This window comes from Paenibacillus sp. 01T424 (assembly GCF_056398745.1).
Genome location: NZ_JBFTPZ010000008.1, coordinates 59,991 through 73,554, shown reverse-complemented (window position 1 = coordinate 73,554; position 13,564 = coordinate 59,991). Strand labels below are relative to the sequence as shown.

Genomic DNA, 13,564 nt, shown 5'->3' with positions numbered 1-13,564 from the left:
CTAGCCGCGAGTCAATTCATGCTCGGTTTGTCTTACATGCGGCTCCAGCGTATCCCAACCATCTACCGAAAGCAGTTCAAGCTGAGCTTCTACAAGTGTACGGAAACGAGCACGGTATACGGAAGCTTGTTTTTTAAGCTCTTCCACCTCAAGAGAAACCTTGCGAGACTTGGCAAGTGATTCATTGATAATTCGATCAGCGTTTTTCTCTGATTCCTTAATGATCAACTGTGCTTCTTTCTTCGCGTTGTTTCTTACTTCATCGGCTGCTTCTTGTGCAACTATAATCGTTTTGCTAAGCGTTTCTTCGATATTCGTAAAATGATTCAATCTTTCCTGCAAGCCTAATACTTGGTTTTGCATTTCTTTATTTTCACGAATGAGCGATTCATAGTCTTTGATGACCTGATCTAGAAATTCATTAACTTCATCCTCATCGTAGCCACGTAATCTCCGACCAAACTCTTTGTTATGTATGTCCAATGGCGATAACGGCATTGGGGCACCTCCTTATGGTATTTGGAACATTCGTAACCGAAAATACACGATTTGATGAGAATAATTCGACAACTACAGGAAAATTCCTGCAATCATTCAAATAAATTTGCCGATCTTTACTCGAATTCTGCCTTTTTTTGTCACGCCATCCACCTCTAGTACTTTAAATCGGCCAAGTCCTTTGAATGACACAACGTCACCCGCTCGAAGCTGCTCGGATGGGTCTTCTTCCGATTTCCAATTCACCCTGCATCTTCCTGCCCGAATCGGATCAACGATTTTGGATCTGCTTATGCGATAAACATCGCTCGCAATCCCATCCAATCGCATAGAAGCAACTGACAAACTCATTTCCTCCAGCTTAACCAATGCCGTCTGAAGCTCAGATAGTGGAAGTACGTCTGTCAGCACATTAATCCGATGAACCTGTCTCAGATGGATATTCAAGTAATCCGCAATTTCATCCATAACAATGATATGACAAAAATGCTCATGCACATGTATGTCACCAATTCGGTCACGTTTTATACCAAGTCCAAGCAATGCTCCTAAAAAATCACCATGATCTAATTCCATTTGGGCTTGTCCCGGTCCATTAACTACAAGAACAGATATGCCAGCATTTTCGTCATCCAAATTTCGATAATCTGGACCTATAATGGCTCGTCTACGCTCAGCTTGATCATAACCGCCGTCAAACCGGACATTAACATCAGGGTTGCGATTTGCCAAAATAGTTAATATTTGTGCTTGTCTTGGGTCTAAAAAATCGGTCCGCTTCAGCTCATGCTGCTGTGCGGACCGCTCTATCCATTCCTCCGCCCGATCTACGAAAGGTTTCTCATCGGGATGGAAATGATCGTATATTCCTTGTTTCATATAAACTCATTCCTTTAATCAAATAAAAAATCCGATTACTGCAATCAGGCCATACGCTACAAATTGCAAAGCGAACACGGCAAGGATTGGCGAAAGATCCAGCATGCCTCCGATTGGCGGAATAAACTTTCTGAAAATACCTAAGTATGGCTCAACCAGCTTACCTAGAAATACGCCGATAAAGCTTTCACGAGCGTTAGGCAACCAAGATAGCAGCACATAACCAATGATCATAAACGTGTAAATTTTTTGTACCAGCATCACAATACTATAAACTTCATCCATTAACTCAAGGTCACCTCATTTTGTTGTAGTCGTTCTCCTCCGCCAGCATTTCCGTTATAGCACCTTGAATTTCGACTGAATCCGGCGTACAAAGAAAAATATTGGGTCCTAGCTTAGAGATGCTTCCGCCTAAAGCGTACACGGTACCGCTTAGAAAATCAACAATTCGAACAGCAAGATCGCTGCGAACACGTTGAAGATTCACGATTACTGCACGGCGTGAACGCAAATGATCAGCAATTTCTTGCGCTTCATCATAAGACCTTGGCTCGCTAAGTACTACCCGGACATTCTTCTGTGAATGAATGCTGACGACATTATTGCTCTTCGTGTTTTTACGTGCCTCGAAGGGAGAAGTTTCAGCTTCTTGTTCTTCCTGCTGTACAACACGTTCTCTCTCTACAACTTCTTCTTCATCTTGCAAGCCAAGAAAACTCATAAAGCGGTTCATGACGCTCATCCCTATTCCTCCTCTTTCCCTACTAATATCGTACCAAGGCGAATCCATGTCGCTCCTTCTTCGATGGCAACCTCAAAATCATTCGACATGCCCATTGATAACTGGGTGATGGTGTTTGGATGTTCCGAGCGCCGCTCTAATTCATCCCTCAGCTCTCGCAAAGCTCTAAAGACGGGTCTCGTTTGCTCTGGTTCGGCTTCATAAGGAGCCATCGTCATCAAACCAATTGGCTTGATCGAATTAAACTTAGCAAGCTGCTCCACAAAGGGAAAGAGCTCGTCTGGATTAATGCCTTGCTTGGAATCTTCCCCAGATACATTTACTTGAATAAAGCAAGGAACGATAATTCCTAGCTGGGAAGCACGCTTATTTATGGCTTCAGCAAGCGATAGCCTGTCCAACGAATGCATGTATGTAAACTTCCCAATGACGTCCTTCACCTTATTCGTTTGCAATGAACCGATAAAATGCCAGATAGGCTGATCCTCTGCTGCTAGATCGTCACTGCCGCTTATCGCTTCCCACTTCGCCTGCGCGTCCTGCCAACGATTTTCACCCAAATGAAGCAAGCCTTGCCCTAGGGCAGCCTTCGTAGTATCTAAAGAAACATATTTCGTAACAGCAATAATTTGAACTTCATCTCTGCTGCGCCCGGCACGCTCGCAAGCTTTCTTAATTCGCTCTTCCACAAGCTCAATTCTATTCTCTAATGTGAATGACATGTTTCACCTCTCCCGAATGCCGATCCAACTGGCCATTCGGCCGGTTAAGCCACCTTCTTTGCGATGAGAAAAAAATAAATCCCGTCTGCATCCAGTGCACCACTCTGTTAATTCGATACGTATCGGCAAAATTCCTGCTTTTATCATAATCTGTCGGTTTATTTCTTTCAAGTCTAAGTTCGCTTTGCCATCCTCGCTTTGCTTAAGCATTGATTCCGCTTCTTCTTGCGTCAAGCTCAGATCAGTCAAAAGCGCCTGTACTTGCTCAATGACTGGACCATCCACCTCATAGCAGCAGCCTCCTATAGAAGGCCCTATCGCTGCCACAAGCGCTTTAGGGTCGGTTCCATATGCTTGCTCCATTGCTCGTACCGTTTCAATAGCGATCTGCTGGACGGTTCCCTTCCAACCGGCATGGGCAAGCGCCACCGCATCATGCTCTGGATCATAGAAATACAATGGGACACAATCTGCGTAAAAAGAAGTCAGCAGCACCCCAGGGACGTTAGTCATGATAGCATCACAATCCCTCAGCACATCGTCCAGACTATTTCTACCCTTGCCTTTATCTGCTTCAGTCACTTGCCATACCCGGTTCCCATGCACCTGTTCAGCACAAGTCCATGCTTCAAAAGGCCAGCCGATAGCATCGGTCAGCAATCGCCTGTTCGATATAACTGCGGCATCTTGATCCTTGACGTGCAAGCCCATGTTTAACGATGAAAAGTGGCCTTCGCTAACCCCGCCTTGACGTCCTGTAAACCCTGCGTTCAAACGATCATAACGTGATTCCCATTCAGACAATAAAAAAAGCGAAGGTCCCTTCGCTGATTGATTATGTTTAAAARCTTCCATTTGTTCACCTCTATTTAAAGGTTTGCAGAGCAAACCTACTTCGTAAGCATCACCTTAGGTTTGCGAAGCAAACCTACTTCGTAAGCATTTGGTAAGGTTTGCAAAGCAAATCTGCTTTGCTGGTATAGTCACAGTTTAGCGTTTTATGAGCGAGCGTGCAAATCTTCTTCCTCGGAACGAAGCTGTTTCGTGTCATCCATTCGAACGAGCACAACATCTGCCCCAATTTTCACAATATTGCGCCACGGAATAACGACTTCCGTGCCGCCACCGCCAAACATCCCCAAAAACTTAGTATACTGCGGCACCACAATAGAATCGATCCGACCTTGCCGTAGATCAAGCTCCAAATCCGTTATTTGACCTAGCTTTTTTCCGTCCACAATATTAATAACGTCCTTTGTTTGAAAATCAGATATTTTCATTTCCGCTCACCACTTTTCAAGTAGAGTGATCACCCGTTTGTCTCTCCTATAACTATATGTGGAAATCGCCCAAAATGTCCTTCTTATCAAGAAAAGGAGCCTCTTATTTCAAAATTTGATTTTTATGTACGATAGCGTACAATAAAAGAATATCAAAGGATCAAATAAGGAGCATATCATGCCAAAAATCGTCGCAACGGAACTCGATTGGATCAAGCTTGGACTGCAAAAATTTGCTGAAGGGGGTGTCGAAGCTCTCGTTATCGAACAGCTCGCTAAGCAGTTAAACAGCAGTAAAACCAGCTTTTATTGGTATTTTAAAAATCGTATTTTGTATGTGGATCGTATTATTCATTACTGGCATGAACAAACAACCACATCAATCATCGCTCATATTCAGCAGCATGATTCATTAGAACCGAAGCAAAAGGCACACCAGCTGCTCAGCGTCATGTTCAGCACGATAGAAGGAAAAGATTTTATTTATCACTTCCGAAAATTAGGAACGACATCGCCTGTGTATGCCGAGCTGCTTCAGCAAATTGAGCAGCAGCGCTTGGATTATATGAGCGACTTGCTCATAGCGTGCGAATTATTAGAAGATGAGGCAAAGAATACATCTGAACTCTTATACAGTTATTACTTGGGATGGTACGAACGAAATAAACATCGTACTCTCAATCCGGAAGAAACCCAGAAGCAGATTGACCTGCTCATGCTGTTTATTGAAAAAAACCATACATGACACGGAGGATATGTGATGCAATCGTTATTAGCAGCGCTCATTAGTGCGGTGTTGTTCGTCATCGGCGTAATACATATATATTGGGTGTTTGGCGGTCGGCATGGAATCTCCATTGCTGTCCCGACAAAAAATTACACATCTCAGCCTCTTTTTAAACCTCGTCCGATTGGAACTGCAGCTGTTGCAGTACTTTTCTTTGCGGGCGCCGCATTCATTCTGATGTTTGTTGATATTATCCCTGTCATCGGACCAGCATCGCTGCCCTCCATTGCAGCCTGGGCACTTGCTATTGTTTTTTTGGCTAGAGCAGTTGGTGAGTTTCGTGCAGTCGGGTTATTCAAAACGATTCGAAACACGCATTTTGCACGAATGGATACGTATGTTTACTCTCCGCTTTGTCTGATCATCAGTTTCTTATCTTTTTGGTTGATGATCATTGGTTAGTCCCCTTCAATAAATCACATAAACAAAAAAACGGTGCCTCTCGGCACCGTTTTTTTATGTTTTTACATGCTTTTGCATTTGCTGAATAGCCGACTTTTCCAAACGAGATACCTGTGCCTGTGAGATGCCGATTTCATCGGCTACCTCCATTTGCGTCTTGCCTTCGAAAAAGCGCATCGACAAAATCATTTTTTCACGGTCGTTCAGCTTATGCATAGCTTCCCGAAGCGCGATTTCCTCGATCCACGATACGTCTTTGTTTCGTTCGTCACTAATTTGGTCCATAACATAAATAGGATCGCCGCCGTCATGGTAGATCGGTTCAAACAATGAAACTGGATCTTGAATGGCGTCCAGTGCGAATACGACATCTTCCTTCGGAACGTTTAAAGCTTCCGATATTTCAAAAATCGTCGGTTCGCGTGAATTTTTGTTCGTCAAGCTATCCCTAACTTGAAGCGCCTTGTAGGCAATGTCTCTCAAGCTGCGTGATACGCGTATAGGGTTGTTGTCACGCAAGTAACGGCGTATTTCCCCGATAATCATCGGTACGGCATAGGTGGAAAATTTGACATTTTGGCTAAGGTCGAAATTATCTATCGCCTTCATAAGTCCAATGCATCCGACCTGGAATAAGTCGTCTACAAACTCTCCCCTATTGTTAAACCGTTGTATAACGCTAAGCACTAGCCGCAGATTACCGTTAACTAATTTCTCTCTTGCTGCCCACTCATTACGGGTTTGTAATGCCGTAAACAATTCTCTCATTTCGACATTATTAAGGACAGGCAGTTTCGCGGTATCCACTCCACAGATCTCGACTTTATTTCGGGTCAACGTGATTACCTCCCAAGGAGAAACATTAATGTACATTATCTCCTCAGGAGTCCTTTTTATTCCTATTGCGACATCGTTCGACAACTGCAAGCAGGATGCGGGATCTAAACCATTTTGTTAAATTCTTTACGAAGCCTTTTAATAATTCGCTTCTCAAGGCGTGAAATATAGGACTGTGAAATGCCAAGAAGATCAGCAACATCCTTTTGTGTTTTTTCCTCGCCGTCGGCAAGACCGAAGCGAAGCTCCATAATAATCCGTTCACGCTCTGACAATTTATCAAGCGCTTTGTGAAGCAGCTTGCGATCTACCTGCTCTTCAATGTTACGGTAAATCGTATCATTCTCCGTTCCGAGAACATCCGATAGAAGCAGTTCATTTCCATCCCAGTCGATGTTAAGCGGTTCATCAAAGGACACTTCGGTGCGCGTCTTACTATTGCGGCGCAGGTACATCAATATTTCATTTTCAATACAACGCGAGGCGTAGGTGGCCAGCTTAATCTTTTTCTCAGGATCAAACGTGTTAACCGCCTTAATTAGACCGATCGCGCCAATTGATACGAGATCTTCAATATGAATGCCGGTATTCTCAAACTTACGAGCGATGTATACGACTAGCCTTAAATTACGTTCGATTAGCATTGCGCGAATAGCCGTATCGCCGGTAGGCAGTTTTTCCAGCAAATATTCTTCCTCTTCACGTGTTAGGGGAGGCGGTAATGCCTCACTGCCACCAATATAATAAATTTCTTCACTTTTTAATCCGAATAAAAACATGACACGATAATAATATAACTGAAGGATCAGTTTGTACTTGACGAGCATCTGGCCCATCCCTCCTCGTTTGTATGAGCATACGTTCGTTACTGTTGTACCATAGACGGATGGATAATGGCTCGATATGCCCCATCAGACGTTAACTTACCGCCGTCAAGCCCGATAAGCACCTTCCGCGTTTCAAAAACTTGTCCTTCCCTAGTAATTTCAACCGCATCCGGCTTTATCGCTAGCATGAACTGTGACCCTCGATTGACACCTCTGAATGGTACAAGACGAAGTCGATCTTGCCAAACAAAGGTGTGCTCATCCATTCCCGCTACAAGACGATCCACTTGTGCATCTCGTATGCTATTCAACCACGATTCAGGTAAATCATCTTGCCACAAGGATGCCTCCATTACCATGACCGGTGTCCGTGTAAGTGGATCATAAAGCTGATTGCCGGTGTCGATCAGGCCTATGCAGGTTTGTATACGTTCTCCAATCATAATTTTCACTTCTGCCAAATGAGTTTGCACCAGCTCCCTTTCTCTTTTTTGCGTCAATACGGCACGGTATATATACAATCCGATGCATAACGCAGCAATCAAATAAAACAATCCCATCTTAAGCTCCACACGCATGTTTCCGTTTACGAACATCATCGTTTTCCAAACCTCACGGGACCCTTGCATGAACAAATAATAAAGTCCAAGCACAGCTCCAGCAGCCACAAAGTTAACCGCATAAAACGCTGCAACATTCCTCATATAGTGCTGAATCGAGGCAAAGCCAAAAGCAATCCATAAAATCAATAACGACGTAGCAACCTTAACTGCAAATGTGAATAAAAAAGATAATTGTGGAAAAAGCATTAAAACGACATAACAAGCTCCGACAGCAGAAGCCAATAATACTCGCCAAGGCTTCGGTTTAAGATGACGTGCCCAAGCAGTAGTTAATAGAATAGCACCGTCAACGAGCAGCTCTCGCAAAAACATAACATCAACATAAACAGCCACTTCGGTCACCTTCCTGCAACTGGCGGTAAACGGCCTGCAGCCGGCACCCGGGAGAACGATTGACACTAGTATATTAAAATCCTATTTCAAAGTCTGTCTATTCATGACGGCATGACGTATCTTTTTTTGTCGAGTAGGAGTATAAAAAACGGCAAGTCTTTTATGTTTATTTTTGCAGAGGCTTATATCTTTAGCTCGTCCTATTTTGCTAACCGTTCATTAACCTAGGGCTGCTCCTGTGAGGGATCACTCCTATGTCAGGCTGAATCTACCTTTTTGTTTCTTTTTGAGGTTCCCGCCATCACTTGTCATTGCTAAAATAATTTTCGACTAATTAATCTGGCCGTTTTTTTTAAAAACACAAAAAATTTGGAATGGATACTTGTTCCACATTGACAATTAGATTATCATTCTAAATAGATAGAAGCAGTGAAGCACACCGCTTACTCGGGAGATCTCTCCCGCAGTATGCGGTTTTTTTTATTTTCCGGAGGAGGATGATAAATTTGTCGTTTCAATCGGTATATGAATGTTGGCTGGAACTTCATCTAAAAAAGAGTAGTGGAGAAAATAGACGGAGGCTGGAGCAAGGACATGGACATGCTGAAAAATTTTTTTTAGAAAAGGTATGGTATCCTGCCTTCCATCAACTTGAGGGACTTATTCCAGAGTTTGAGATTGCTGATTTTCGAGACGGCACTCGTTTTTTAGACTTTGCTTATATAAAATCAGGCTTGCGGCTAGCGATCGAAATTGATGGATTTCGCACTCATTCCTCAGAAATCACTCGCTGGCAGTTTTCAGATTCATTAATGCGTCAAAACCACCTTGTGCTCGACGGTTGGAAAATATTGCGTTTCTCCTATGATGACCTAAAAGAAAAACCGCGAATGTGCCAACAACTTCTCCAACAATTTATGGGTAGGAGCTTAATTGGCAATAAAAAAGATACAAGCGCTGATGCATTCTTGGAGTTGGAAGTATTACGTTATGCTTCTCAACTACAGCATCCTATCCGGCCCACTGATGTAATCGATCTTCTAAAAATCAAAAAACGCGAAGCTCAAAAACTGCTTCACCGTATGGTTCTCAATCAAGCCTTGTTGCCCGCAGGAAATGGCACCCAGAGAATTCGATGCTACAAAGTAAACCAAGAGCAGCTGCATACTCTTTTATTCACCTCACTTTAACTGGTACATTAGAGGGTTGTTTGCATTTACGATATGCAGCTTCTCACCCTTGCTCATTCGCAAATAGTAGGCTGTAAGAACGTATAGGCGCTTATTGGCAGCAAACTAAGGCTTCTTTCATGCTGTAAGAACCTATGTGTTCTTACAGCGGCTTATCTACCTTGCTCATTCACCAAGCATTGTTTGTAAGAACATTTATGTGCTTATTGGCAGCTAACCATGGTTTCTTTCATGCTGTAAGAACCTATACGTGCTTACAGAGGCTTATCTACCTTGCTCATTCGCAAATAGTAGGCTGTAAGAACGTATAGGCGCTTATTGGCAGCTAACCATGGTTTCTTTCATGCTGTAAGAACTTATATGTGCTTACAGAGGCTTATCTACCTTGCTCACTCGCAAATTGTAGGCTGTAAGAACGTATAGGTGCTTATTGGCAGCTAACCATGGTTTCTTTCATGCTGTAAGAAACTATACGTGCTTACAGAGGCTTATCTACCTTGCTCATTCGCAAGTAGTAGGCTGTAAGAACGTATAGGCGCTTATTGGCAGCTAACCATGGTTTCTTTCATGCTGTAAGAACATATAGGTTCTTACAGCGCCTTATTTACCTTGCTCATTCGCAAATAGTAGGCTGTAAGAACATATAGGTGCTTATTGGCAGCTAACCATGGTTTCTTTCATGCTGTAAGAACCTATATGTTATTACAGCGACTTCTCTAGCTTGCTCATTCGCCAAGCATTGGTTGTAAGAACATATAGGTGCTTATTGGCAGCTAATCATGGTTACTTTCATGCTGTAAATGTATATGCGTGCTTACAGCTGCTTTTCCCCTTTTCTCGATCAACTTACAATCAAACAAATAAAAAAAGCCTCACCATAATGGCGAGGCTTAGTACAAAAAGTTTTAGCGATCGTTGCGAGGGCGATTGCGCAAAAATGCTGGAATTTCAAGCTGGTCGCTTGAAGTGTTGTTAGCTCCAAAAGGCTTAACTGCATTGGAGCTGCCCTGTTGCCTTGTATCAACCGCTTCTGGCTGCTGTTGTGGAACACGACGAGCAGCTGGTGACTTGTGCTCGAAGCCCGTTGCTATAACGGTTACTTTAATTTCGTCCTTCAGATCTTCATCGATGATCGCACCAAAGATCATGTTCACATCTGGATCAGATGCTGAAATGACAATTTCAGCTGCTTCATTCACTTCATAGAGTGAAAGGTTGCTGCCGCCAGTAATGTTCATAATAACGCCGCGAGCGCCGTCAATTGACGTTTCAAGCAGCGGGCTCATAATCGCTTTTCTCGCTGCTTCAGCAGCACGGTTCTCGCCAGTAGCAATACCGATACCCATCAAAGCGGAGCCGCGTTCTGTCATAATCGTTTTTACGTCTGCAAAGTCAAGGTTGATTAGGCCTGGTACTTGAATAAGGTCTGAGATGCCTTGAACGGCTTGACGGAGCACGTTATCCGCTTCACGGAAAGCTTCCAGCATTGGTGTCTTTTTGTCTACAATCTCAAGCAAACGGTCATTAGGAATGACGATAAGCGTATCTACTTTTTCTTTGAGCGCTTCAATCCCAAGCTCAGCTTGTCCAGCACGCTTGCGTCCTTCAAAGGTAAAAGGCCGAGTAACAACCCCTACAGTGAGTGCGCCGCATTCGCGAGCGATTTCGGCAATAACCGGAGCTGCTCCCGTTCCCGTACCGCCGCCCATTCCTGCTGTCACGAATACCATGTCCGAGCCTTTAAGCTGGTTCATAATAATTTCGCGAGATTCCTCTGCAGCCTTGCTGCCTACATCAGGATTGGCACCCGCACCAAGTCCACGCGTCAGCTTATCGCCGATTTGCAGCTTATGCTCGGATTTAGCCAAATGCAGCGCCTGAGCGTCGGTGTTTACCGTAATAAACTCAACGCCTTTAACACCATTCTCTATCATTCGGTTAACGGCATTGCTACCGCCACCGCCAACACCTATTACTTTTATTTGAGCAAGCTGCTCAAGCTCAAAGTCGAATTCCAACATCTTTCATTTTCCCCCAGTCAAGCGTAAACTGCTGATAACATCTATGAGACGGCACAGCAACGTTTCGCAGTAAAATATAAGTATCGTATATAAGGTGAAACTTATATTATCTTAAATCCTCAAATAAATTCATTAAACATACTTTTAATCCGCTCGAACATACCGGGTTTAGTAGAAGGTGTTGGACTTGCTTTGCGGCTTGCCGTTTTCTTCACTGCTCCAGTTCCGCGAGCTCCCATATATTTTGACACATATTGAATCATGCCAACGCCGCTGCTATACGCCGGGTCTCTTACACCAATATAATCAGGGAGTGCAATTCGGACGGAAGACTCAAGCTCTGCCTGGGCCAAAGCGAGTGTTCCTGGCATCGATACAGTGCCACCGGTCAACACATAACCGTTAACCTTGTCGCCATAACCAAGTCGACGTACCTCTTGACGAACTAAATGGAAAATCTCTTGCATGCGAGGCTCGATAATACTAGCAAGATCAACCTGTGAAAACTCTTTTTCCACATTGCTGCCCATTCGTGCTACTTTAAACTTCACATCTTCAGCTGCATCCATTACATTTGAACAGCCATATTTAAGTTTGATTTTCTCAGCTTGCTCACTTTGTGTGCGCAAGCCATAAGCTATATCATTTGTTACATATTCGCCACCAATTGGAAGCGTTGACGTAGCAGCTAGGCCGCCTTGATCATAAATGGCAATCGTACATGATCCTGCTCCTATGTCAGTAAGAACAGTCCCTATCGATTTCTCATCTTTGGTGAGCGAAACCACGCCTGAAGCGAGTGATAACAAAATGACACCAGAAATACGAAGGCCTGCTTTCTCTACACAACGCATAAGGTTATGTATAGCAGTCTTCGTCCCCGTGACGATCGTCGCCTCAACCTCAAGGCGAACGCCAATCATACCGCGCGGATCGGAAATACCTTCCAAGCCGTCTACTAGATACTGCTTTGGAACCAAGTTAATGATTTCACGCTCTGGAGGGAGCGCCACTACTTTAGCAGCTTGTAATACTCGTTCAATATCTTCTTCACCAATTTCACGGTCCTCATTGGATACTGCAACGACGCCTCTATTGGTTTGCAAAGCAATATGATTGCCTTGAATACCAACATATACGTCTGATATTTGAATGCCTACCATGCGCTCCGCATGCTCTACGGCATTACGGATCGATTGCACAGTCTGGTCAATATCTACTATTGCTCCTTTGCGAATACCCTCTGAGTCGGCAGATCCAACTCCAATAATATTAATGGCTCCATTATTCACTTCACCAATAATAGCACGAACTTTGGATGTACCGATGTCCAAACTGACGATGATGTCGTTGCTGCTCATCTTGCGGCACCTCCGTTTCAAATAATTAATTATTTTACCACATGTTAAGGTCTTCCTACATATTCAACGCTTTTATTATTTTCCCTCTTTTTTCAACAAATTTTTCGATGTTTCTCGCTTTGTGTCGAGCACCGCCCCTTGCGATTCTCTATATTTCCTATGTTTATCCAGCTTAATCGAGTATTAATGCATAAATAAAATTCTACCATTCTTTCAGACTATTGAGTAGTATAATTTTACTCAGAATCTATATTTTCTGGACTCTCACTTACGAAAGGCACATATGTATCCGCCAGAAGCATCGTGATCTTACCTGGCTCTTGGGTCTCGATTACTGCATTCAACGCTTCAATCTTCTCTGGAAGAACCGACACCGCTGTTACCACTTCAAATTTTGTGCGAGTGTACATCAGAATCCGATCGGGATAAGCGGTTGACGGAAATGGTAAAATCTCAGACAGGTCGGAGAGCTGCTTCGTCGATATTTTTGCAAGCTGCTTCGTGAGCTGTGCTTTTACGGGATCTCCATCTGCCCAGCCTGACAATACAGGCTTGTCCACAAGCTGCATTTCATCGCTGTCAGCCTCAACTGTCGTTCCATTTGTCAATAACGCTGTCATTTCCCCTTGCTTGGAAAGCTCGAATGCAACAACAGGAAACTCCTCTACATGAATCTTCACCACACCTGGAAATACCTTCGTAACCTTAGCCCCTTTAATTTGTGGCAATGTGACAATTCTATCTTCTATAGTAGAAGACGAAGTTCGAAAAAAAGCATCGCCAACCAAAATAGCAGCTGCCTTGCCTATTTCTTCTCTGGTTACGAATCTAGTTCCTTCAATTTGGATTTCTGATATTTTGCTAATAGAGGAATTAAAAAATAATACAGCCAAAAGCGCCACAAACAATAATATAAGTATGGTTAACAGCTTCCGACTGCCCATTCTTTTTTTCGGTGGTTCCTTAAGTACTGGCATCTGTGCACTCATAACTTGTCCCTTCTTTCCCCAAAAAACATCCGGTTAACCTCTCCGCGTCAGCCTTCGCTTAGCATCAAAA

16 protein-coding genes are annotated in these 13,564 nt (G+C 43.6%); 3 read left to right on the top strand and 13 right to left on the bottom strand.

Going from position 1 to position 13,564, the window contains the following annotated elements; all coding sequences use genetic code 11:
* The 7 genes from AC1DPK_RS09180 to AC1DPK_RS09150 form a co-directional block, all read right to left on the bottom strand.
* Complete coding sequence (locus AC1DPK_RS09180; protein WP_477510086.1) at positions 1-498, bottom strand: DivIVA domain-containing protein; 498 nt, start codon at positions 496-498, stop codon at positions 1-3.
* Between the two features lie 96 nt (positions 499-594).
* Positions 595-1,377, bottom strand: coding sequence for a YlmH family RNA-binding protein (locus AC1DPK_RS09175; protein WP_076268174.1), 783 nt, complete (start codon positions 1,375-1,377; stop codon positions 595-597).
* An 18-nt stretch (positions 1,378-1,395) separates the two neighbouring features.
* Entirely contained in the window at positions 1,396-1,662 is a 267-nt protein-coding gene (locus tag AC1DPK_RS09170) for a YggT family protein (protein WP_054027981.1), read from the bottom strand.
* Between the two features lie 10 nt (positions 1,663-1,672).
* Positions 1,673-2,122, bottom strand: coding sequence for a cell division protein SepF (locus tag AC1DPK_RS09165; RefSeq protein WP_076268173.1), 450 nt, complete (start codon positions 2,120-2,122; stop codon positions 1,673-1,675).
* Between the two features lie 2 nt (positions 2,123-2,124).
* Positions 2,125-2,844, bottom strand: a complete 720-nt coding sequence (locus AC1DPK_RS09160; protein ID WP_430060840.1) for a YggS family pyridoxal phosphate-dependent enzyme — start codon at positions 2,842-2,844, stop codon at positions 2,125-2,127.
* Between the two features lie 3 nt (positions 2,845-2,847).
* Positions 2,848-3,699, bottom strand: a complete 852-nt coding sequence (gene pgeF, locus AC1DPK_RS09155) for a peptidoglycan editing factor PgeF (protein WP_477510084.1) — start codon at positions 3,697-3,699, stop codon at positions 2,848-2,850.
* A gap of 143 nt (positions 3,700-3,842) precedes the next feature.
* Complete coding sequence (locus tag AC1DPK_RS09150; RefSeq protein ID WP_076268170.1) at positions 3,843-4,124, bottom strand: YlmC/YmxH family sporulation protein; 282 nt, start codon at positions 4,122-4,124, stop codon at positions 3,843-3,845.
* Positions 4,125-4,302: 178 nt separating this feature from the next.
* Here AC1DPK_RS09150 and AC1DPK_RS09145 point away from each other — a divergent pair, with 178 nt between their 5' ends.
* A complete protein-coding gene (locus tag AC1DPK_RS09145; protein WP_441883003.1) occupies positions 4,303-4,869 on the top strand; it encodes a TetR/AcrR family transcriptional regulator in 567 nt (188 codons plus the stop codon).
* Between the two features lie 15 nt (positions 4,870-4,884).
* A complete protein-coding gene (locus AC1DPK_RS09140) occupies positions 4,885-5,313 on the top strand; it encodes a DUF3995 domain-containing protein (protein WP_441883001.1) in 429 nt (142 codons plus the stop codon).
* Positions 5,314-5,367: 54 nt separating this feature from the next.
* On the opposite strand, the gene sigG is transcribed toward AC1DPK_RS09140, so the two are convergent.
* The 3 genes from sigG to spoIIGA all read right to left on the bottom strand — a co-directional run bounded on the left by sigG (position 5,368) and on the right by spoIIGA (position 7,999).
* Positions 5,368-6,150, bottom strand: a complete 783-nt coding sequence (gene sigG / locus AC1DPK_RS09135; protein WP_054027974.1) for an RNA polymerase sporulation sigma factor SigG — start codon at positions 6,148-6,150, stop codon at positions 5,368-5,370.
* 104 nt (positions 6,151-6,254) lie between these two features.
* Entirely contained in the window at positions 6,255-6,977 is a 723-nt protein-coding gene (gene sigE, locus AC1DPK_RS09130) for an RNA polymerase sporulation sigma factor SigE (protein WP_054027973.1), read from the bottom strand.
* 38 nt (positions 6,978-7,015) lie between these two features.
* Positions 7,016-7,999: a sigma-E processing peptidase SpoIIGA gene (spoIIGA, locus tag AC1DPK_RS09125; RefSeq protein ID WP_339208726.1), complete on the bottom strand. Its 984-nt coding sequence runs from the start codon at positions 7,997-7,999 to the stop codon at positions 7,016-7,018.
* A gap of 440 nt (positions 8,000-8,439) precedes the next feature.
* On the opposite strand from spoIIGA, the gene AC1DPK_RS09120 reads away from it, so the two are divergent.
* Positions 8,440-9,123 (top strand): DNA-binding response regulator, encoded by a 684-nt coding sequence (locus AC1DPK_RS09120; RefSeq protein ID WP_477510083.1) that lies wholly within the window; start codon positions 8,440-8,442, stop codon positions 9,121-9,123.
* Positions 9,124-10,028: 905 nt separating this feature from the next.
* Here the strand turns inward: AC1DPK_RS09120 and ftsZ are convergent.
* The 3 genes from ftsZ to AC1DPK_RS09105 form a co-directional block, all read right to left on the bottom strand.
* Positions 10,029-11,144: a cell division protein FtsZ gene (ftsZ, locus tag AC1DPK_RS09115; protein WP_441882996.1), complete on the bottom strand. Its 1,116-nt coding sequence runs from the start codon at positions 11,142-11,144 to the stop codon at positions 10,029-10,031.
* Positions 11,145-11,263: 119 nt separating this feature from the next.
* Positions 11,264-12,505, bottom strand: a complete 1,242-nt coding sequence (gene ftsA, locus AC1DPK_RS09110) for a cell division protein FtsA (protein ID WP_076268164.1) — start codon at positions 12,503-12,505, stop codon at positions 11,264-11,266.
* 236 nt (positions 12,506-12,741) lie between these two features.
* Positions 12,742-13,494 (bottom strand): cell division protein FtsQ/DivIB, encoded by a 753-nt coding sequence (locus tag AC1DPK_RS09105; protein ID WP_339208722.1) that lies wholly within the window; start codon positions 13,492-13,494, stop codon positions 12,742-12,744.
* Positions 13,495-13,564: the final 70 nt, after the last annotated feature.